Consider the following 20,456-nt stretch of genomic DNA (forward strand, 5'->3'; position numbering starts at 1 on the left):
TCCCAACATGACGGCAGCACCAGCCCCGCTCTATGCGAAGCGCACGGCGGTGTTGCCGAAGCGGGTCGACGGGCCGTTCCGCCGCTTCAAGTGGCTGGTCATGGCGGTGTGCCTCGCAGTCTACTGGGGCACGCCGTGGTTCCGCTGGGACCGGGGGCCGCATGCCCCGCATCAGGCGGTCCTGATCGATCTGGCGCACCGCCGGTTCTACATGTTCGCCATCGAGATCTGGCCGCAGGAGTTCTACTTCGTCGCCGGAATGCTGATCATGGCGGGGATCGGCTTGTTCCTCGTCACCAGCGCGGTGGGCCGGGCGTGGTGCGGCTATGCTTGCCCGCAGACGGTGTGGACCGACCTCTACCAGCATGTCGACCGCCTGATCGACGGCGACCGCAATGCGCAGCTGCGGCTGAATGCGGCGCCCTGGACCCCGGCGAAGTTTGCCCGGCGGATGTTCAAGTGGAGCGTCTACCTCGGCATCGCTTTCGTGACGGGCGGCGCGTGGATCTTCTACTTTGCCGACGCGCCCACGCTCCAGCGCGAATTCTGGACCGGCACGGCGGCCCCGGTGGCCTATGCCTCGACCGGCATCCTGACCTTCACCACCTTCTGGCTCGGCGGTTTCATGCGCGAGCAGGTGTGCATCTACATGTGCCCCTGGCCGCGCATCCAGACCGCGATGCTGGACGAGAACTCGCTCACCGTCACCTACAAGCACTGGCGGGGCGAGCCGCGTGGTTCGCTCAAGGAAGCGAAAGGGGCTGCAAACCCGCTGGGTGACTGCATCGATTGCAAGCAGTGCGTGGCGGTGTGCCCGACGGGGATCGACATTCGCGAGGGGCCGCAGATCGGCTGCATCACCTGCGCGCTGTGCGTCGATGCCTGCGACAAGGCGATGGCCTCGGTGGGCCGTCCGCGCGGCCTGATCGACTATTGCACGCTGATCGACGCCGAGCGCGAGATCAAGGGCGAGGCGGTGCGGCCGGTGCGCAAGGTGCTGCTGCGCCCGCGCCTGATCGCCTACTTCGCCGTGTGGGGCGGGATCGGCCTGTCGCTGCTTTTCCTGCTCGGCGCGCGCGAGCGGCTGACGCTGTCGGTTGCGCGCGAGCGCAATCCGGAATTCGTCCAGCTTTCGGGCGGCGCGGTGCGCAATGCCTTCACGCTGGCACTGCGCAACATGGAAGACCGCCCGCGCACCTTGCGGATCGCTGCCGAAGGGCTGCCGGGTGCGGCGCTCTATACCGACGATATGGCGCCGGGTGCGGCGAGGGCCACGATCGACGTCGCGGTCCCGGCGGACAGCACGGCGAAGGTCCGGCTCTATGCCGTGGTTCCGGCCGCCCACGCGCGGCAGCAGGACTTCACCTTGCAGGCGGCGCCACTCGATCACGAGGGCCGGCCCGTGCGCCGCGAGACGCATTTCGCAGCGCCGGAAAGCGAACACGAAGAACACGAGGAGCACGAGTGATGGCACAGCTTTCGGCACGGCCCTTTACCGGGCGGCACATGGCGCTCGTTATGACGGGCTTCTTCGGCGTGGTGATCGCGGTCAATGTGCTGCTCGCCAACCTCGCGGTCTCCACCTTCAGCGGGACGGTCGTCGACAACTCCTATGTTGCGAGCCAGGAATTCAACCGCTGGCTAGGCGCGGCGAAGGCCGACAAGGCGCTGGGCTGGAAGCTTGACATTGCGCGGGCCGGGCCGGGTACGGTGCGCTTTACCCTCATGGATGCGAGCGGGCGGCCGCTGACGGGCGCTGCAGTGCGGGCGCAGGCGGATCACCCGCTTGGCGCCCGCGCACCGGTCGCGATGAACCCGCGAGAAGTCGCGCCGGGTGTCTATGAAGCGGCGCTGCCCGCCGGGCGCTGGCACGTGGGGATCGAGGTACGGGCGCATGACCACGTGTGGCATGCCGAGGATGACGCGCTGTGAACGCCTCCGCAGCGCGCCTCGCCCCCGAGATCAGCCGGACAGTACTCGCCGTGCCGGGGATGCACTGCGCAGGCTGCATGGGCAAGGTCGAGCGCGCGCTTGGCGCCGTGCCCGGCGTCGCTGCGGCCCGGGCGAACCTGACGGCGCGCACGATCGCGGTCGATCATGCGCCAGAGGCAGACATTCCGGCGCTGGTCGCGGCACTTGCCGGAGCGGGCTTTGCCGCCGAGCCGCGCGAGGATGCGCTCGAGCCGCCATCTGCCACGCGCGAACTGCTCGCACCGCTCGCGGTGGCGGCGTTCGCCTGCATGAACGTAATGCTGCTTTCGGTTAGCGTCTGGTCGGGCGCGGATGGCAGCACCCGCGATCTGTTTCACTGGCTTTCGGCGCTGATCGGCGTGCCGGCGATCCTTTTTGCGGGGCAGCCGTTCTTCCGCTCGGGCTGGGGCGCGCTGAAGCGCGGGCGCACCAACATGGACGTGCCGATTTCCATCGGTGTGATGCTGGCGACCGGCCTTTCCTGCTACGAGACGCTGACCGGCGGCAAGGAAGCCTGGTTCGACGGCACCTTGATGCTGCTGCTGTTCCTTCTCGCTGGGCGCGCGCTCGATGCGATGATGCGCGACCGCGCGCGCGCCGGCGTGGCGGCGCTGCTGCGGCAGGCGGCCAGCGGGGCCATGGTGGTCGGCGCGGATGGCACGCTCCACTGGACCGCCGCCGCCGCGCTCGTGCCGGGGATGCTGATGCGCGTCGCGGCGGGCGAGCGGCTTGCGGCCGATGGCGCAATCGCCAGCGGCCTGAGCCGTTTCGACCAGTCGCTGCTGACGGGCGAGACCGCACCGGTTCCGGCAGGCCCGGGCCAGGCGGTGCTGGCAGGGATGCTCAATCTGGACGGCCCGGTCGATATCATCGTCACGGCGGCCGGGCAGGGCACTGCACTTGCCGAGATCGCGCAGGCGATGGAAAGCGCCGGGCAGGCCAAGAGCGCCTTTGTCCGGATCGCGGACCGCGCCTCGCGGCTCTATGCACCCGCTGTCCACACGCTGGCGGCACTGAGCTTTGCCGGTTGGCTGATGGCGGGCGCGGGGCTGCACCAGTCGCTGGTGGTGGGCATTGCGGTGCTGATCATCACGTGCCCTTGCGCGCTGGGCCTTGCCGTACCGGTGGCGCAGGTTGTGGCCGCAGGCGCGCTGCTGAAGCAGGGCGTGATGGTGAAGGACGGCAGTGCCATCGAGCGCCTTGCCAAGGTCGACCGCGTGCTGCTCGACAAGACGGGGACCCTGACGATGGGCCGTCCTTTGCCCGATGCCGCGGTGCTGGCTGCCATGGGCGAGGAGGAAGCCGCCGTCGCGCTCGCGCTCGCCAGCCACAGCCGCCATCCGTTGTCGCAGGCACTTGCCCTTGCGCTGGCAGCGCGCGGCGTGCGGGCGGCGACGGTTGAAAACGTGCGCGAGACGGCGGGGCGCGGGGTGTCCGGCATGTGGCGGGGCCTTGCGGTTTCGCTGGGGCGGCCTGCGCAAAGTGTCGGTACCTCTGCCGCGCTTGCCATCGGTGCAGGGCCGGTGCGGGTGATCGGCTTTGCCGACCGGCTGCGGCCCGAGGCGCGCGAAGCGCTCGCCGATCTTGCCGCGCTCGGCATCCAGGCCTCGATCCTGTCCGGCGACAATGCCGAGGCCGTCCGCGTGACCGCGCGCGAGACGGGGCTTACCGGGCAGGCTGCCGCGCTCCCCGCGGACAAGCTCGAGGCAATCCAGCGGCTGCAGCGCAGCGGCAAGTGCGTGCTGATGGTGGGCGACGGGATCAACGACGGCCCCGCGCTGGCCGCAGCCGATGCTTCGATCGCGCCGGGAAGCGCGAGCGACGTCGGACGTCAGGCTGCCGATTTCGTATTCACCGGCGAGTCGCTGCTCGCCCTGCCGCGCGCCGTGCGCGCCAGCCGCCGGACGATGCGCGTGGTGCGCCAAAACTTCGCCGCCGCGATCCTCTACAATGCCTTTGCCGTGCCGCTGGCGATGGCGGGGCTGGTCACGCCTCTCATGGCGGCAATTGCCATGGCGACCTCGTCATTGATCGTGGTGGGCAATTCGCTCCGCCTTGCAGGAGCCGCCCGATGAGGAGAACAACGTGACCTCGATCCTGATCCTCATCCCTATCGCGCTCGGCATGGGACTTCTTGGTCTCGCAGCCTTTTTCTGGGCGCTGCGGGCTGGGCAGTTCAGCGATCTCGATGGCGCTGCGGCGCGCATCCTGATCGATGAGGATCAGCCGCTATGAAGCGCGCCTTTGCCTTGCTCAGCGCGTTCGCCGTGCTTCAGTTGGCGATTCCGGCACAGGCCGCGCCCCCCACCATGATCGCATTGTGCGGCGGCGGCGCGCCGATTCCGTTGCCCATGAAAAATCACGATGCGGACAAGCCGTGTTGCAAGATTTGCCATAGCGCAATGCGCAAGCGTTTCGGCGGTGGCACGTGCTGCGGGGAGAATGACGAGGAAGAGGACACCGGGCAATGAGCGGGCCAATCAAAGCGGAGCAGTTTGCCGACTGGGCCTACTATCCGGAACTGCTCGCGCGGCCGGTGCCGCGCTATACCAGCTATCCCACCGCGGCGGAGTTCGTCGAAGAGAGCTTCGAGCTGCGCCAGCGCATATCGCTTGGTGCCCTCACCGGGCCTGTCTCGATCTACCTCCACATCCCCTATTGCGAAGAAATCTGCTGGTATTGCGGCTGCAACACGGGTGCGGCCAACAAGCGCCACCGCCTGACCGCCTATCTCGAGGCGCTCCACCGCGAGATCGCGCTGGTGGCGGACATGCTCGATCCTTCGGTGCATATCGAGCACATCGCGTTCGGTGGCGGCAGCCCCAACGCCGTGCCGCCCACCGAGTTCGTGCGGCTGATCGATGCGCTCGTGCTGGCGTTCCGCTTCGTGCGCCCGGCGCTTTCGGTCGAGCTCGATCCGCGCACCCTGACGCGCGACTGGCTGACCGCGATCCGCGGCATCGGCGTCACCCGCGTCAGCCTGGGCGTGCAGACGCTGAACCCCGCCGTGCAGGAAGCGATTGGCCGCGTGCAACCGATCGAGATGATCGAGACGGCGGTGGCAGGTCTGCGCGCAGCCGGGGTCGGTTCGATCAACTTCGATCTCATGTACGGCCTGCCGCATCAGGACGATGCCGTGCTGGCCGAGACGCTGGCGCAGAGCGCCCGCATGGGGCCCGATCGCATCGCGCTGTTCGGCTATGCCCACGTGCCGCACATGATCCCGCGCCAGCGCCGGATCGACGGCTCTGACCTGCCCGACCAGCGCGGGCGGTTCCGCATGGCGGCGCGCGGCGCGCGGCAGCTCATGGATGCGGGGTATCAGGCAGTTGGCTTCGACCATTTTGCGCTGCCGGACGATCCGCTCGCCCGCGCGGCACGGAGCGGCACGCTGCGGCGCAATTTCCAAGGCTTTACCGAAGATCCCGCCTCGACGCTGATCGGGCTGGGCGCCTCGGCGATCAGCGAAATGCCGGGGCTTATGGTGCAGAACGAAAAGAACCCCGGGCGTTACCGCATGTTGATCGGTGCGGATCAACTCGCCGGGCGCAAGGGACTGGAGACCACGGCGGAGGACGCGCGCCGCGCCGCGCTGATCGAGGCGCTGCTCTGCAAGGGGGCGGCGAAGATCGACGCGGATCTGCTGAACGCGGTGCGATCCAGGCTGGAACCGTTTGCTGCGGTAGGCCTTGTCTCGCTTGAGCGCGGCTGGCTGCGGCTGGAAGCAGGCGCGGCGCCCTATGCCCGCGCCATCGCTGCGGTGTTCGATGCCTACCGCAGCGAGGAGCGCAGCTTCAGCTCGGCGATCTGAGGGTTATGCTCGCGGGTGGCGAGGTTGGCGAGTTGGGGAAGCAGCCCAGCGAAGAATAGCTATGCACCCCGCCGATTGCAGGCTGCATGGCAGGCCCCCGCGCGTTAGGTCAGGGCGCATTCTTCACAGCCCCAGCGAGTTCCCATGAAGCCTATCGAAACCATCATGCGCACGGCTCCGGTCATTCCGGTGTTGGTGATCGAGGACGTGGCCCACGCCGTGCCCGTGGCGCGCGCCCTGGTGGCCGGCGGTCTGCGCGTCCTTGAAGTGACGCTGCGCACGCCCGTGGCGCTCGATGTGATCCGGGCGATGCGCAGTGTCGAGGGCGCGATTGTCGGCGCGGGCACGGTGACCGATCCTGCCACGCTCAAGGCGTCGATCGATGCCGGGGCGGAGTTCATTGTTTCGCCTGGCCTGACCGAGCGGCTCGGCGCGGCTGCGGTATCCTCGGGCATTCCCTATCTGCCCGGTGTCACCAATGCGGGTGACATCATGCGCGGGCTTGATCTGGGGCTTACGCACTTTAAGTTCTTCCCTGCCGCCACATCTGGCGGATTGCCCGCGCTCAAGGCGCTTGCGGCGCCCTTCCATCAGTGCCAGTTTTGCCCGACGGGAGGGATCACGCTGGAAAGCGCGCCGGAATGGCTGGGCTTTGCGCCTGTGCTGTGCGTCGGCGGCTCCTGGGTGGTGGGCAAAGTCGCCCCTGGTAGCGCTCCCGATAGCGCCGCCATCGAAGCGGCGGCGCGCGCGGCAGCGGCACTGCCGCAAGGGTGATACGCAAATCGGGGAAGGCCAAGCCCATGAATACGGTCGACACATTGCGTGACCGCTTGCAGCAACTGCATGCAAGGACTGCCGAAACCCCGCTGTTCAATCCGGTCTTCCAGCTGAGCCACGACCTGTCGCGCCAGCTGGAAAGCGGGGCGCTGGATCTTGCCGCCATCGAAGGGCTGGTCGCAGCTCTCGAATGCGAAGGGCTGCAGGCCCGCGCCGCGCGGCTGCGGGCGCTCATCGCACCGACAGGTCCGGCCGATAACCTTGCCCGCATGGCGGCGCTGCTGAACGAGGAAGACGGCTTTGCCGAATTCCGCCGCCGCTGGGAGCGCCCGCTGCTCCATGCCGTGTTCACGGCGCACCCGACGTTCCTGCTGAGCCCTGCCGAATCCGATGCCGTTGCCGAAGCGGCACTGGCCGAGGATCCGATGGCAGCGACCGTCTGCCAGGTGCCCGGCGCGAGCCCCCAGGTGACGCTCGATTACGAACATGACGAAGCGCTCGCTGCGATCGAACGCGCCGGCGCCGCGCGTGACCGGATCAACGCCGCGCTGCTCGCCCATGCGCGGGCGCGCTGGCCGGGGCGCTGGCTTGATTTCCGCCCGCTGCCGTTCCGTTTTGCGAGCTGGGTCGGCTATGACATGGATGGGCGGACCGACATTTCGTGGTCCACCTCCATCGCCTATCGCCTGCAGGAAAAGGCGCGGCGGCTCGAAGGCTATGCAGCGCAGCTTGCGGCCGTGGTGCCCGATCATGCGCTGCTGGCCACCCTGCGCGGCGCGGCGACCCACGCGGCAGAGATGGCCGCCCATTTCACCGGGCTCGGCGCGGAGCCGGAGGCGCTTGCCGCCGCCGCCAATGCCCTGACGGCGGAGCATCCCGACAAGTTGCTGACGCTCTCGCCCGTGATCGCCGCGCTGGAAACCGAGGCGAAGTCCGCGGCGGGCGAAGCCGCCATCGCACTCGCCGTGCTGGCGGGCACGATGCGCGCGGACGGGCTCGGCATGGGCTGGATCCACTTCCGCGTGAATGCCTCGCAGTTGCTCAATGCCCTCAGGCGGCGGATCGATCCCGAAGGCACGATGGACCTTGCCAGCAAGAGCGCGCTGTCCAGGCTGCGTGAGCTGCTGGCCGAGGTGAAGCCGCTGCGCGCGAACTTCGCCGCGCTTGCCATCGAGACCTCGACCGCGATGCGCCAGTTCCTCGTGATGGCGCAGATCCTCCACCACATCGATGCCGATGCGCCGATCCGCATGCTGATCGCCGAGTGCGAGCAGCCGCAGACGGTGCTCGCCGCGCTCTATTTCGCGCGGCTGCTGGGCATCGAAGGCAAGGTCGATGTCTCGCCGCTGTTCGAGACCGAAGCCGCGCTCGAGCATGGCGGGCGGTTTCTCGAAGCCTTGCTCGCCGAGCCTGCCTACCGCGACTATGTGCGCCTGCGCGGACGCGTGGCCATCCAGACCGGCTTTTCGGATGCCGGGCGGTTCATGGGACAGATCCCCGCCGCGCTTGCCATCGAGCGGCTGCAGGGCCGGCTGGCGGCGGCGATGAAGGCGGCGGGCCTCACCGATGTCGCGGCGCTGGTGTTCAACACCCACGGCGAGAGCATGGGCCGCGGCGCGCATCCGTCGAGCTTCGCGGACCGGCTGACCTGGCCGCTCAGCCGCTGGGCGCGGGGGCGCTTTGCCAAGGCCGAGATCGTGCTGGAGCCCGAGGCGAGTTTCCAGGGCGGCGATGGCTACCTGTTTTTCCGCAGCGATGAACTCGCGCTCGCCACGCTGACACGGATCATCGAGGCGGAAGAGGCGCTGCGCGGGGATGCCGAGGCCGATCCGTTCTACGATCGCACCGACCTCTCCCTCGATTTCTACCGCGCGATCCGCCGCGTGCAGCGCGAGCAGCTGGAAAGCGTGACCTACGCCCGCGCCGTCACCGCGTTCGGGCTCGGAATGCTCAAGACGACCGGCAGCCGTGTTTCGCGCCGGCAATCGGATATCGCCAGCGACCGCACGATGAGCCTCAGGCAGATCCGCGCGATCCCGCACAACGCGATCCTGCAGCAGATCGGCTATCCGGTGAACGTGATCGCGGGCGCGGGCATCGCGGCGGGCGAGGAGACCGAAGCGGTTGCGGAGCTGCTCGGCCGCTCGGGCCGTGGGCGGCAGCTGGTGCGGCTGCTGCGCGCCGCCAATGGCCTCGCCTCGATCAAGACGGTGGCCTGTTTCGGCGAGCTGTTCAATTCGGCCTACTGGGCGAGCCGGCCCTATCGCGGGACCGAGACGAGCCTTGAGGACGCGTGCCTTGCGCTGGCCGAATACCTCACCAAGGACGACCGCGCCGGCGTGTTCCGGCGGCTTGCTTCACGGCTCCGGGTGGACTGGATGAAGCTCCACCGGCTGCTCGCCATGATCCCCCGTGAGGAGACCCGCAATACCGCGACCGAGAAGGAGCGCCGCACCATCGCGCTGCTGCAGGCGCTGCGGCTGGCGCTCTTGATGCACATGTTCCTGCGCGCGGTGCAGGTTCCCCCGTTCTCGCGCTCCAACGACGTGAGCCGCGAGGACGTGCTGGAAATGGTCCTCTCGCTGCGGGTGGACGAGGCGCTGGCGCAACTCAGGCGCGCGTATCCGGTGGTGGAGCCCGAGATCGAGGACTTCCCGGTCTCCGAACCCACCGACTACCCGGACAACCGCGCCGAAGGCTACGGCGCAATCCGTACCCGCTTCATCGACCCGATCGAGCGGGCGCATGCGCTGAACCTCAGGATTTCAGCGGCGATTGCGAACCACTTCGGCGCGCATGGGTGAGGCGGCGGCGGAACCGTCGATGCTCCGCCTTACCTCCCCTGTTGCCCAAGGGCCGGCCGCTTAAGGCTTTGGTGCGGCTGGTGCTGTTGCGGGCGCCGCTGTTGCGGGCGCCGCTGTTGCGGTCGCTGCCGGCGCAGCGGCTGCGGTCGATGTCGCCACCGGGACTTCGATCGCTTGCGATTGAACCGGGACAGTCTTGAACGTCAGATCTTCATCAAGAAACGCCTTCACGCCAGACCCCATCGGGATTTTTGCGCTAGTCCCCGTCATGAAGAAGCCTGCGATAGGCACAAAGACAACTGCTCCGACAACGCCTGCCGTTCCCGTAACACCTTTGTCGTCGAACGTGCCGGTCAAACGAATGGAGCGATCGCCCAGTCTGAGTGAAACAGCGCGTGCGGAGATGTACCCGGATTTGCCCCACATGCCTTTATTGCGCACATCGGTAATTTCGCCGATGGCTGGAGTGCCCGCGGGGATCACTATTGTACCGTTCAGATCGATCGGGGTGGCCACTTCCATTTGAAACCGCTGTCCGACCCGAAGTTTTTTCTTTTCGGTAGTCAGCTCTTCTCGGACGGTGAGCGGGATTTCCGTGCCGGAACGCAGGACACTCTGAACCGGTGTCGCTTCCAGTACGGCAGCCTGCTGCGGCGCGGCAACCGGTGCAGCGCCAGCAACCGGGGCGGCCTGTGTTGCCGAAGAGGCAGGTGCCGGCGATCCGGCCTGGGGATCTGCAAGTGCCGATTGGCTTGTGACCACTAACAATGCAATGGCACTACTGATCATACGCATAGGTAAAAATACTCCCTTAAATCAAAGGGATGCTAGTCACTATGCCATTGGTGTCAACCAAGTTAATTTTCTGTGGTCTTGTCCGCTTTCAAGGTTGCCTCACCCCACGTACGTCCGCCCCTGCTTTACCGGCTTGGCGGGCAGGCCGAAGATTGCGCCCGCCGATAGCCGGGTGCCGCGCACCACCAGCACGAGCGTGTCGCCGGCTTCGATGTTCACGTCCTCGCCGGGGTGCTGGATCGACTGGCCGTTCACGCGATCGATCTGGACGATGAAGAAGGCGCCGGCGCCGCGCCGTTCCGCCTCGCCGACGGTCGCGCCGGTTAGGGCGCCCTTGTCGATGGCGGTGACGACTTCGACGTCGAGGCCGAGATCGTGCAGGAACCGGCGCGCGTCGGCCATGTGTTCGGCTTCGTGGATGCGGCTGTCGGTGGCGGGATAGAGGATCAGTTCGGTGATGCGTTCCGCGCCGATGTGAGTGGGGAGCACGACCTTGTCGGCCCCGGCGTGGAACAGCTTGCGCTCGGTGGTGGGGGCCTCGCCGCGCGCGATGATCTGGACGGCGGGGTTGAGGCTGCGCGCCGAAAGCGTGATGAAGACGTTGGCGGCATCATCCGGAAGGACGGAGGCGAGGACGCGGGCGCGGTCTATCCCGGCGGCCCGCAGGGTTTCTTCCTGTGTCGCTTCTCCCACCAGCACGAGCCAGCCGGCGGCGCGGGCTTCTTCGGCCTTTTCGGCGGTGCGCTCGATCAGAATGAAGGGGTGGCGCGCATCGGTCAGCGCCTTGGCGAGCTGGAGGCCGATGCGGCCCATGCCGCAGATTATCGCGTGATCCTTGAGGCGGTCGATCTCGGATTGCATCTTGTTGGCCCCCAGGAGCTGGCGGAACTGGAACAGGGTGAAGACCTGCACGAGCGCGGAGGTGAGCACGATCATGCCGGTGCAGCCGAGCACGATCGTGGCGGTGGTCCACAGGCGCAGGAAGGCGGTGTCGATCGGGCGGACCTCGCCGTAGCCGACCGAGAAGATGGTGAGGAGCACCATGTAGGCCGCATCGCCCACCGGCCAGCCGCACAGGATATACCCGATGGTCGAGACCGCGAAGACGACCGCGACGTAGAGCAGGGTGCCCGAAAGCAGCCGCAGCGGCGAGCCGAGCACGCGCCCCGCGCCTTTGGAGAAGGTGGCGAGCTCGTTCATGCGCGGTCAGCCGCCCAGCCGCATGAGCGCGGCCACGCCCCACACCGTGCCGACGATCAGGAAAACACCGGCCAGATCGAGCATGAACCCGGCGCGCAGCACGCGGGGCATGGCGATATGGCCGGTGCCCCAGGCGAGCGCGTTGGGCCCGGTGCCGGCCGGCAGCATGAAGCCCCAGCTTGCCGCCAGCGCGGCGGGGAGGGCAAGCAGGATCGGATCCGCCCCCAGCGCGCCGCAGAGCGCGGCGACGACGGGCATGATCCCGCTGGCAGCGGCGATATTGCTGGCAAACTCGGTGACGATCACGACGAAGCCGACAAGGACGATGGCGACGACCGGCAGCGGCACGCTGCGCAGCGGGAGCATCGCAGTGCCAAGCCAGTCGCTGAGGCCCGAGGCGTCCATGCCCATCGCAAGGCTGAGCCCGCCGCCGAACATCAGGATCACGTCCCAGGGCATGCGGTTCGCTTCCTTCCACGTCAGCATCGCGCGGCCCGTCCCGTCGGGCAGGACGAACAGGGTGAGGCCGGCGATGGCGGCGATGGTGCCATCGGTGAGGCCGCCCTTGGGAAACAGCCCCTCGGTGAGCGGGAGCGTGACCCAGGCGAGCACGGTGAGGAGGAACAGGGGCACGAGGCGGCGTTCGGGCACGGTCCAGTGCACCGAATGCTCGATCGCGCCCCGTGCGGCGGCGGTGTCGAAGCTGGCGGGGCCGAGGCGGTGGACCCGCGCGATGATGAAGGCGGCCAGCGGCACGCCGATGAGGACGATGGGCAGGCCGAAGGCGGACCATTCGAGGAAGGTGATCTTCACGCCCAGCGTCCGGTCGAGCAGGCCTGCGGCGATGGCGTTGGTGGGCGTGCCGACGATGGTGCCATAGCCGCCGAGGGTGGCGGCGAAGGCCACGCCCATCGGCAGCGCGCCGGCCATGCCGTCCGTCTCGCCCGCCTCGACGCCGCCGGAGGAGAGAATGGCGAGCGCCATCGGCATCATGATCAGCGCGGTCGAAGTGTTCGAGATGAACATCGAGATCGCGGCGGTGGCCATCATGACCGCCAGCAGCAGCCGCACCGGGCTGGCCCCGGCATGGGCCAGCATGGTGAGCGCGAGGCGACGGTGGAGCCCGGTGCGCTCGATGGCGAGAGCCAGGAAGGCACCGCCGACGAAGAGGAACATGATGGGCGAGTAGTAGGCCGCCGCGGTCTTGTTGGCATCGACCACGCCGGTGAGCGGGAGGACGATGAAGGGCAGCATGGCCGTGGCGGAGAGCGGCATCGCCTCGGTCATCCACCAGACCGCCATCCACCAGACGAGGCCCGCGGTGTGCCATGCCGTGGGCGGCATCCCGGCCGGCGCGGAAAGCAGCAGCGTGGCAAGGAGGCCGAGCGGGCCGGCGAGGAGGGCCACGGTGCGGGCGGTCATGCGAGGGCCCCGACTGTCCCGAAACGGGAGGGGGTTGACACGGTTGACACTGTCCTGGCGAATAATTGCATTCGATCAGTAAGGCGGTTTTGATCGATCCACTCGATCATTTGCCAAACTGTGCCCAAGACCTGCATTCCACCACCCTTTGCCCCGCCAGCGCAGCACGCCGCCCCCCTCGACGCCATAGGCGATGAGGGGGGCGGTAGGAAAACGGTTTTGCGGGGAGCGGGCGGCGGACTAGAGTACGAAGTCAGTGGCGGCGATGACGCTCAGGCCGGAAAGACCCAACGAGAAGTCCCGTACGCCGTCGCCATTGGTATCGGCCTGCAGGAGCACGGTGCCGTTGCCGTAGGTATAGCGCAGTTCGCCAGCAATATTGTGGAACTGGTCGGTGCCGATGAAGATGAAGGCCTGATCCCCTTTCAGCGCGGTGTTGGCATCAATGGCCGAAAGATCGATGCGATCCTTGTCGGCACTGTTGAAATCCAGGATGCCATCGGCATTGGTAATCTCCCCCGGACCGAAGACGAATTTATCGGCCCCGGGTCCGCCGGTGAGGGAATCGCCGCCAAGGCCGCCGTTCAGCGTGTCGTTGCCAGCGCCGCCATCCAGAATGTCGGTACCATCACCGCCCACCAGGATATCATTGCCATCACCGCCATTGAGCGTGTCAGTGCCGTTGCCGCCATCGAGGGTATCGCTGCCAAGGCCGCCGGCAAGCACGTCATCGCCATCAAGGCCGGTCAGGCTGTCGTTTCCGCCGAGGCCTTCCAGGCGATTGTTCTGGGCATCGCCGATCAGGATATCCGAGCCATTGAGGGAGCCGGTGATCGAATCAAAGCCGGTATAGGTATCGCCCATGGCCGCGCCGATGGCCGCGATGCTGCCATCAAGTGCCAGATGGACCGTTCCGGACTCCTTGAAATCAAGCAGGTCTCCGGCCTGGCCGCCGCCGTTGACGATTTCCTGCGACGTGCCGGGTTTGTAGGTGTCCACCCCCCCGCCCATATTGATGAGGCCATCGATCGTGCCGCCCCGGTTGTCGAGGAAATCGATGCCACCGCCCAATTGCACATTGCCGCTGATGGTGCCGCGATTGATCAGCGTTGACGGGCCGTCGTCGCGCAGGATATTGCCGTCGATCAGGCCGCGATTGACCAGGTAAGCGCTGCCAAGCCCGCCAAACACACTGACGGCGTTGGCGCTGCCGTTGATCCGGCCGTAATTGTAGATGCTGATCGATCCGGCGACGTTCAAGCCAATGGCGTCCTTGCCGGTGATGGAGCCGTAGTTGTAGATGGCGCCGGCATCGAGCCCCGAGTTCGTGAACATGTAGATGCCCCGGTTACCCGCCGTGATCTGCCCGTAATTGACCACGCGGTTGTTGGAGCCGCTGAACGAGATGGCGTTGCTGTCTCCGTCCACCGCGCCGGACTGCCCGATGATGAGCCGGCCCCTGATCTCGTCGCTATCGGCCGAGTTCGGATTGAAGAAATCGATCCCGTTGGTCCCGCCGGTGATCTGGCCGAAGACCTTGACCGACTTGTTGATTCCGCTTGCCTGAACGGCCGTCGTATTCAGCGAGGCGACCAGAGCGCGCGTGGGGACGTAGAGGTTTTCGGTGTTGCCGAGCGTGATCTGCACGCCGATGTCGATCAAATCTGTCGCGACTTTATAGACCACGTGATGTCCCCTTCCCGTGATTTCGAGCCAAAATTGCTTAAATCTGCGGGAAGGCTACCGGCGGATTGCGCATCGTCAACGGTCTAATCCGGCTAATTGGTCCGGATCGGGGCTACATGGCGGCGCCGAGACATAAAAAAGAGGCGCGTCTTTGCGACGCGCCTCTTTTTGGGTTTTTATTCTGCGGGATGCCGCGCGTTTTACTTCGGCGCGAGAACCATCAGCATCTGGCGGCCTTCCATGCGGGGGAAGGCTTCGACCTTGGCGATTTCGGCGACATCGTCCTGCACCTTGCGCAGGAGGTTCATGCCGAGCTGCTGATGCGAAAGCTCGCGGCCGCGAAAGCGGAGGGTGATCTTGACCTTGTCGCCTTCCTCGATGAACCGCGTGACGTTACGCATCTTGGTGTCGTAATCGTGGTCATCGATGTTCGGACGCATCTTGATCTCCTTGATCTCCTGCGTCTTCTGGCTCTTGCGGGCGAGGTTGGCCTTCTTTTGCGCTTCGTAGCGGAACTTGCCGACATCGAGGAACTTGCAGACCGGCGGATCGGCGTTGGGGGAGACCTCGACAAGGTCGAGCCCGACTTCGGCAGCCTGCTCGATCGCTTCGCGGGTATACATGACGCCCAGATTTTCGCCGTTCTCATCAATCACGCGCACCTTGGGCGAACTGATGAGCTGGTTGTAGCGGGGGCCGGTCTTGACAGGGGGCGCCATCATGCGCCGGGGTGGGGGGGCTATAGTGCTTGCTCCTGATGTTTCAAAAATGGGGGAGGGCTACGCGCCGGCCCCCGCGCGCTCATATCACAATGCAGCCGCAGATAAAGCGGGAAGGTTGGTTTGGCGTTAAGGGATTGCCGCCCCGCGCCACAGGGGGAAGCGGGCGAGTTTGCCGGCCGCCGGCACCAGCGCGTCGATCGTGCGGGCGGGCTGGAGGGCGGCGAGGATGGCGGGATCGGCGGCGTTCATCCCGCCGGTGAGCGCGCCGAAGGCGGGGAGGATCAGGCGGTTTTCGCTGGCGACGGCGCAGGGGCGGGCCACGCTGCGGCCGCGCGCGGTGACGCGCAGCTTGGGGTGGAAGTGGCCGGAAAGCTCAGGACTCATTTCGCCCGGGCGGGCTTCGTGGCGCAGCGCGATGCCGCGCACGACGAGTTCGGGGAGGCCCGGAGCGTGGGCCGACGTGTCCTTGGTGTCGTGGTTGCCAGTGATCCAGACCCAGTCCACCGCGCGCATCAGCGCATCGAGCATGCCGGCGGCGTGGGGCTCGAGCCGGGCGGGACCGTGGCTGTCATGAAAATTGTCGCCCAGGCACAGGACGCGGCGCGCGCCGGTTGCGCGCAGCGCATCCGCGACTCGGGAAAGCGTCTCGCGGCTGTCGTAGGGCGGAAGCATCTGGCCGCGCTGCGCGTACCAGCTGGCCTTTTCGAGGTGGAGATCGGCGACGATGAGCGCGCGTTCTTCGGCCCAATAGAGCGCACGGCCAGGGGAGAGCGCGAAGTCCTGCCCGGCGAATTCAAACGGGGCGCCAAATGCCGTGAACGAAACAGGAACCATGCACGGGCCTTGCCGGATTGCGTTTGGGTTGGCAAGACTTGGAGCATGAGCACTGCACAAGAGGCCTCGAAGGCCGTCGCGAAAGAGGATTGGAGCGCGGAAACTGGCCGCGCGCGGGTCTGGTTCGAAAGCCTGCGGGACCGGATCTGCGCCGAGTTCGAGGCGATCGAGCGCGAGGCGGGGAGCGACGCCAGTTTCACCTACACGCCATGGAAGCGCGAGCATGATGGCGAGCCGGTTCCAGACGGTGGGGGGGGCGTGCAGGGGCTGATGAAGGGCAAGGTGTTCGAGAAGGTGGGCGTCAATGTCTCCACCGTGGGCGGCACCTTCAGCGCGGACTTTGCCAAGACGATGAACGGCGCAGATCCGGAGAACCCTGCGTTCACCGCGACCGGGATCAGCCTGGTGGCGCACATGGCGAACCCGCATGTGCCCGCCGTCCACATGAACACCCGCTTCCTGACGACGCGCAAGGCGTGGTTCGGCGGCGGCGGCGATCTCAATCCGCCGATCCCCTATGCCGAGGATACGGCAGACTTCCACGCCAGCTACAAGGCGGCGTGCGACAAGCATGATCCGGCCTATTACGACCGGTTCAAGGCCTGGGCGGACGACTATTTCTACATTCCGCACCGCAAGGTGCATCGCGGTGTGGGCGGGATTTTCTACGACCACCTCGAATGCGCGGACGACGCCGGGTTCGAGGCGAACTTTGCCTTCACCCGCGACGTGGGCGAGGCGTTCCTGAATGTCTATCCGGCGCTGGTACGGCGGCGGATGGGCATGGCGTGGACCCCGGATGACAAGCTGAAGCAGCTGACCTGGCGCGGGCGCTATGCTGAGTTCAATCTGGTCTATGACCGGGGTACGCTGTTCGGCCTCAAGACGGGCGGGAACATCGACGCGATCCTGATGAGCCTGCCGCCGGAAGCGAACTGGGAGTAATCGAGCGGGACCCCGGAGTTCGGTCCGGGATGACGGGAAATGAGGGGCGGCCCCGAAGAGGGGGCTGCCCCTATTTCTTGGGCTCTATTGTTTGACCTGCTGCGGTGCCCATGTCGTCCAGACGAGCGCGACGAGAATCGCGGCGGGGATCGGCATGAGGTTGAGGCCCAGGGGCAGCGCGGCGGCGCGGGTGGCGAGGGGGGAGAGCCAGATCAGCACCAGCAGGGTTTTCTCCCACGGACGCCAGCCCTCGCGCCGGCCCATGCCGATGAGGAAGGCGATGGGCAGGATCAGGAACGGCAGATCGTAGCTGAACAGATAGGGCGAGGCGAGCGCGGTGGCGGCAAGCAGCATCGCCCCGGCGGCTTCGATGGTGGGGGCGCGGCGCCAGTAGAGGCAGGTGAGCGCGCCGGTGATGACGGTGATGACCGCCTGCCCATAGAGCGCGACAGTCGTGCCGAAGAGGACGCGGAAGCCCGCGTAGGGCGTGCACATGCGCAGGAAGAACTCGCCGCCGGTCTGGTCCATGAGGACCCGGCTGACCTCCAAGCTCTGCGGATAAGCGCGCCAGGCATCGACTCCGAAGACCAGCAGCGAGACAAGGCACAGCGCGGTAGCCGACGCGGCGGCGGCGGCGATGGCGGTCCATTTGCGCCCGGCGGCGAGCCAGAAGGGGACGAGGAGGGCAAGGTGCGGCTTGATCACGAGCAGGCCCAGCAGCGCGCCCGACAGCGCCTGCGAACGGCGCAGCGCGAGCACGCCGCCGATGAGGAGGGCGCCGGTGATGAACCCGTTCTGCGCGTGGCTTGCGGCAAGATAGGCGGCCGGAAAGGCCAGCACGACGAGGGCACCGGCAGCTCCCGCACCGGGCAGCGCACGGCGGGCGACGAGGAACCACACAGCCCAGCCGGCGAGCGCCCAGACGATCCATGCGGCGGGATAGGAGAGATAGCCCAGCGGCGCGGCAAGGAAGAGGTAGGGCGGCGGATTGACATAAGCGACCATCTGGCCGGTGCCCGCCGCCATCTGCGCGGCATGTTCGGCAGCAAGATCGTAGACCCGGGCGGCGGGGCCGGTGGCAAGGAGGCGGCCCGCGCCCCAGAAGGCAAGGAAATCGCTGCCCACGGTGCCGGTCGCCTCGCGGAACACCTTCACCATCATCGGCACGTAGGCGACGAGGATCATCGCGGCATAAACGCGCACGCGGGCCGCATCGAGCCAGGTGAGGGTACGCAGGTTTGCCTGGAGCCTTGCGCCGAGGGTTTGGTCGCTCATCGGCTCCTTACGTGCCGCTGCGGTCTCGCATTGGCAACATGCGCATGAAAGATTTGCGCATCGAAGGCATTTTCCCTTGTCGGGAGCGCCGGGCAGGGGCCATCTAGGATGGAAATGCTGCGTCAGTACGAACTTGTCGAACGCGTGCTCGCCTATGATCCCGATGCGGACGAGGCGATGCTGAACCGCGCCTATGTCTACACCGTGCAGAAACACGGCTCGCAGAAGCGCGCTTCGGGCGATCCCTACTTCTCGCACCCCGTCGAAGTGGCGGGCCTGATGACCGAGCTGAAGCTCGATCAGGAAACCATCATCACCGCACTGCTCCACGATACGGTGGAGGATACGCTGGCGACGGTGGACGAGGTGGAGCGCCTGTTCGGCCCCGAAGTGGCGCGGCTGGTCGACGGCGTGACCAAGCTCTCGAAGATCGAGACGATGAGCGACAAGGAGCGCGCGGCGGAGAACCTGCGCAAGTTCCTCCTCGCGATGTCGGAAGACTTGCGCGTGCTGCTGGTGAAGCTGGCGGACCGGCTGCACAACATGCGCACGCTGCATTACATCAAGAGCGAGGAAAAACGCCGCCGCATCGCGCGCGAGACGATGGATATCTATGCGCCGCTGGCCGAGCGCGTCGGCATGTACGAATACATGCGCGAGATGCAGCTGCTGGCCTTCGAGCAGCTGGAGCCCGAGGCCTTTGCCACGATCACCGGGCGGCTGGCTTCGATCAAGAGCGAGGAAGGCGGGCAGGTTGGCTCGATCGCGCTGTCGATCAAGCAGGCGCTGGCCGAGGCCGGGCTTAAGGTGGAGGTTTCGGGCCGCGAGAAGCACCCCTTCTCGATCTGGCGCAAGATGGCCGAGCGCCACGTGAGCTTCGAGCAGATCACCGACATCATGGCCTTCCGCGTGCTGACCGAGAGCGTCGAGGACTGCTACACCGCGCTCGGCGTGCTGCACCGGACCTGGCAGATGATCCCGGGGCGGTTCAAGGACTATGTCTCGACGCCGAAGATGAACGGCTACCGATCCCTGCACACCTCGCTGATCTACAACAACGCGATGCGCGTGGAAGTGCAGATCAAGACGCACGAGATGCACCGGATCAACGAGTTCGGCCTTGCGGCGCACTGGGCCTACAAGCAGGGCGAGCTGCCCGACGGGCAGGTCGGCTGGGTGCGCGATCTGGTCGAGATCCTGGAAGCGAGCCACGATCCGGACGAGCTGCTCGAAAACACCAAGATGGCGATCTATCAGGACCGCATCTTTGCCTTCACCCCCAAGGGCGCGCTCTATCAGCTGCCCAAGGGCGCGACGCCGATCGACTTTGCCTTTGCCGTGCACACCAATCTGGGCGCGCAGGCGGTGGGGGCGAAGATCAACGGGCGGCACGTGCCGCTGCGCACGCCGCTGGGCAACGGCGACGTGGTGGAAATCATCAAGAGCCGCAGTAGCGAGCCGCAGCTTTCGTGGCTGGCGTTTGTCGTCACCGGCAAGGCGCGCGCCGCGATCCGCCGCGCGGTGCGCCAGAAGGAACGCGCCGAGATCGCCGAGATCGGACGCAAGCTCTACGAGGAAATCGCCGACCGCCTGCCGAGCAAGATCGGCAAGAAAGCCCTGGCCGATGCGATCAAGCGCCTGAAGTATGCGAACGAGGAAGAGCTGATGGTCGCCATCGGCAGCGCCAAGATCGACGACCGGCAGGTAATGGAAGCGCTCGTACCCGGAAGTGCCAAGAACCTGCCCGCGAGCGAGAACTGGCCCAGCCAGCAGCGCGCGATCGCGGTGCGCGGCCTGACCCCGGGCATGGCATTCAAGCTGGCGGACTGCTGCCATCCGGTGCCGGGCGACCGCATCGTCGGCCTGAGGCGTGTGGGGCAGGGGGTGACGGTCCACGCGATCGACTGCCTCAGTCTGGCGAGCGGGATCGATGCCGACTGGATCGACCTTTCGTGGGACGCGCGCACCGACGGGGCGGTGGGGCGCATCCGGGCCGAGCTCTACAACCGGCCGGGGACGCTCGCCGAAATGGCGGGCGTCTTTGCCAAGAACCACGCCAATGTGGTGAACTTGGAAATGACCCAGCGCGAGAACCCGTTCCATACCTATGAAGTGGACCTTGAAGTGCGCGATCTGGCGCATCTGACGCGGATCGTGAGCGCGCTCAGGGCGAGCGACGCGGTAGCGCAGGCGGACCGGATCTGAGGGAGGCCG

17 protein-coding genes are annotated in these 20,456 nt (G+C 66.7%); 10 read left to right on the top strand and 7 right to left on the bottom strand.

The window, feature by feature from the left end; all coding sequences use genetic code 11:
• Positions 1-7 precede the first annotated feature (7 nt).
• The 8 genes from ccoG (at position 8) to AQZ52_RS17005 (ending at position 9,363) form a co-directional block, all read left to right on the top strand.
• Complete coding sequence (gene ccoG, locus AQZ52_RS16970) at positions 8-1,468, top strand: cytochrome c oxidase accessory protein CcoG (protein ID WP_156425007.1); 1,461 nt, start codon at positions 8-10, stop codon at positions 1,466-1,468.
• On the top strand, positions 1,468-1,932 hold the full coding sequence (locus AQZ52_RS16975) for a FixH family protein (RefSeq protein ID WP_067913711.1): 465 nt from the start codon (positions 1,468-1,470) through the stop codon (positions 1,930-1,932). The genes ccoG and AQZ52_RS16975 overlap by 1 nt, the downstream gene beginning before the upstream one ends.
• Positions 1,929-4,046 (top strand): heavy metal translocating P-type ATPase, encoded by a 2,118-nt coding sequence (locus AQZ52_RS16980; RefSeq protein ID WP_067913714.1) that lies wholly within the window; start codon positions 1,929-1,931, stop codon positions 4,044-4,046. The genes AQZ52_RS16975 and AQZ52_RS16980 overlap by 4 nt, the downstream gene beginning before the upstream one ends.
• A gap of 10 nt (positions 4,047-4,056) precedes the next feature.
• Positions 4,057-4,206: a cbb3-type cytochrome oxidase assembly protein CcoS gene (gene ccoS, locus AQZ52_RS16985; RefSeq protein WP_067914188.1), complete on the top strand. Its 150-nt coding sequence runs from the start codon at positions 4,057-4,059 to the stop codon at positions 4,204-4,206.
• Positions 4,203-4,442, top strand: a complete 240-nt coding sequence (locus AQZ52_RS16990) for a hypothetical protein (protein WP_067913717.1) — start codon at positions 4,203-4,205, stop codon at positions 4,440-4,442. Before ccoS ends, AQZ52_RS16990 begins: the two co-directional genes overlap by 4 nt.
• A complete protein-coding gene (hemN, locus tag AQZ52_RS16995) occupies positions 4,439-5,782 on the top strand; it encodes an oxygen-independent coproporphyrinogen III oxidase (protein ID WP_067913719.1) in 1,344 nt (447 codons plus the stop codon). Before AQZ52_RS16990 ends, hemN begins: the two co-directional genes overlap by 4 nt.
• Positions 5,783-5,926: 144 nt before the next feature.
• Complete coding sequence (gene eda, locus AQZ52_RS17000) at positions 5,927-6,556, top strand: bifunctional 4-hydroxy-2-oxoglutarate aldolase/2-dehydro-3-deoxy-phosphogluconate aldolase (protein WP_067913722.1); 630 nt, start codon at positions 5,927-5,929, stop codon at positions 6,554-6,556.
• A gap of 26 nt (positions 6,557-6,582) precedes the next feature.
• The gene (locus AQZ52_RS17005) at positions 6,583-9,363 is read left to right on the top strand and encodes a phosphoenolpyruvate carboxylase (protein ID WP_067913725.1); all 2,781 of its coding nucleotides are present in this window, start codon (positions 6,583-6,585) and stop codon (positions 9,361-9,363) included.
• A 60-nt stretch (positions 9,364-9,423) separates the two neighbouring features.
• Here AQZ52_RS17005 and AQZ52_RS18265 read toward each other — a convergent pair whose 3' ends face one another.
• The 6 genes from AQZ52_RS18265 to pdeM form a co-directional block, all read right to left on the bottom strand.
• Positions 9,424-10,158: a hypothetical protein gene (locus tag AQZ52_RS18265; RefSeq protein WP_205626505.1), complete on the bottom strand. Its 735-nt coding sequence runs from the start codon at positions 10,156-10,158 to the stop codon at positions 9,424-9,426.
• A 99-nt stretch (positions 10,159-10,257) separates the two neighbouring features.
• Positions 10,258-11,358 (bottom strand): potassium channel family protein, encoded by a 1,101-nt coding sequence (locus tag AQZ52_RS17010; RefSeq protein WP_067913728.1) that lies wholly within the window; start codon positions 11,356-11,358, stop codon positions 10,258-10,260.
• A gap of 6 nt (positions 11,359-11,364) precedes the next feature.
• Positions 11,365-12,780: an SLC13 family permease gene (locus AQZ52_RS17015; RefSeq protein WP_067913731.1), complete on the bottom strand. Its 1,416-nt coding sequence runs from the start codon at positions 12,778-12,780 to the stop codon at positions 11,365-11,367.
• Positions 12,781-13,020: 240 nt separating this feature from the next.
• On the bottom strand, positions 13,021-14,466 hold the full coding sequence (locus AQZ52_RS19235; protein WP_276203282.1) for a calcium-binding protein: 1,446 nt from the start codon (positions 14,464-14,466) through the stop codon (positions 13,021-13,023).
• Positions 14,467-14,666: 200 nt separating this feature from the next.
• Positions 14,667-15,188 (bottom strand): translation initiation factor IF-3, encoded by a 522-nt coding sequence (gene infC, locus AQZ52_RS17025; RefSeq protein ID WP_067913737.1) that lies wholly within the window; start codon positions 15,186-15,188, stop codon positions 14,667-14,669.
• Between the two features lie 126 nt (positions 15,189-15,314).
• Positions 15,315-16,022 carry a ligase-associated DNA damage response endonuclease PdeM gene (gene pdeM, locus AQZ52_RS17030; RefSeq protein ID WP_067913740.1) on the bottom strand — a complete coding sequence of 236 codons (708 nt, stop codon included), beginning with the start codon at positions 16,020-16,022 and terminating at the stop codon, positions 15,315-15,317.
• Positions 16,023-16,067: 45 nt separating this feature from the next.
• Between pdeM and hemF the strand changes: the two genes are divergently transcribed.
• The gene (hemF, locus tag AQZ52_RS17035) at positions 16,068-16,967 is read left to right on the top strand and encodes an oxygen-dependent coproporphyrinogen oxidase (RefSeq protein ID WP_067913743.1); all 900 of its coding nucleotides are present in this window, start codon (positions 16,068-16,070) and stop codon (positions 16,965-16,967) included.
• A gap of 84 nt (positions 16,968-17,051) precedes the next feature.
• Here hemF and AQZ52_RS17040 read toward each other — a convergent pair whose 3' ends face one another.
• A complete protein-coding gene (locus AQZ52_RS17040; RefSeq protein WP_067913745.1) occupies positions 17,052-18,242 on the bottom strand; it encodes a glycosyltransferase family 87 protein in 1,191 nt (396 codons plus the stop codon).
• Between the two features lie 114 nt (positions 18,243-18,356).
• Here AQZ52_RS17040 and AQZ52_RS17045 point away from each other — a divergent pair, with 114 nt between their 5' ends.
• Positions 18,357-20,447 (top strand): RelA/SpoT family protein, encoded by a 2,091-nt coding sequence (locus tag AQZ52_RS17045; RefSeq protein WP_067914190.1) that lies wholly within the window; start codon positions 18,357-18,359, stop codon positions 20,445-20,447.
• The last annotated feature ends 9 nt before the right edge of the window (positions 20,448-20,456 follow it).

The organism is Novosphingobium fuchskuhlense, assembly GCF_001519075.1.
Taxonomy (GTDB): Bacteria; Pseudomonadota; Alphaproteobacteria; order Sphingomonadales; family Sphingomonadaceae; genus Novosphingobium; species Novosphingobium fuchskuhlense.

Coding starts and splice junctions, on each gene's coding strand:
- AQZ52_RS16975 (WP_067913711.1), top strand. CDS start 1,468: ATGGCACAGCTTTCGGCACGGCCCTTTACCGGGCGGCACATGGCGCTC.
- AQZ52_RS17040 (WP_067913745.1), bottom strand. CDS start 18,242: ATGAGCGACCAAACCCTCGGCGCAAGGCTCCAGGCAAACCTGCGTACC.
- AQZ52_RS16990 (WP_067913717.1), top strand. CDS start 4,203: ATGAAGCGCGCCTTTGCCTTGCTCAGCGCGTTCGCCGTGCTTCAGTTG.
- AQZ52_RS17015 (WP_067913731.1), bottom strand. CDS start 12,780: ATGACCGCCCGCACCGTGGCCCTCCTCGCCGGCCCGCTCGGCCTCCTT.
- pdeM (WP_067913740.1), bottom strand. CDS start 16,022: ATGGTTCCTGTTTCGTTCACGGCATTTGGCGCCCCGTTTGAATTCGCC.
- ccoG (WP_156425007.1), top strand. CDS start 8: ATGACGGCAGCACCAGCCCCGCTCTATGCGAAGCGCACGGCGGTGTTG.
- AQZ52_RS17005 (WP_067913725.1), top strand. CDS start 6,583: ATGAATACGGTCGACACATTGCGTGACCGCTTGCAGCAACTGCATGCA.
- AQZ52_RS18265 (WP_205626505.1), bottom strand. CDS start 10,158: ATGCGTATGATCAGTAGTGCCATTGCATTGTTAGTGGTCACAAGCCAA.
- eda (WP_067913722.1), top strand. CDS start 5,927: ATGAAGCCTATCGAAACCATCATGCGCACGGCTCCGGTCATTCCGGTG.
- AQZ52_RS17045 (WP_067914190.1), top strand. CDS start 18,357: ATGCTGCGTCAGTACGAACTTGTCGAACGCGTGCTCGCCTATGATCCC.
- AQZ52_RS17010 (WP_067913728.1), bottom strand. CDS start 11,358: ATGAACGAGCTCGCCACCTTCTCCAAAGGCGCGGGGCGCGTGCTCGGC.
- hemF (WP_067913743.1), top strand. CDS start 16,068: ATGAGCACTGCACAAGAGGCCTCGAAGGCCGTCGCGAAAGAGGATTGG.
- hemN (WP_067913719.1), top strand. CDS start 4,439: ATGAGCGGGCCAATCAAAGCGGAGCAGTTTGCCGACTGGGCCTACTAT.
- infC (WP_067913737.1), bottom strand. CDS start 15,188: ATGATGGCGCCCCCTGTCAAGACCGGCCCCCGCTACAACCAGCTCATC.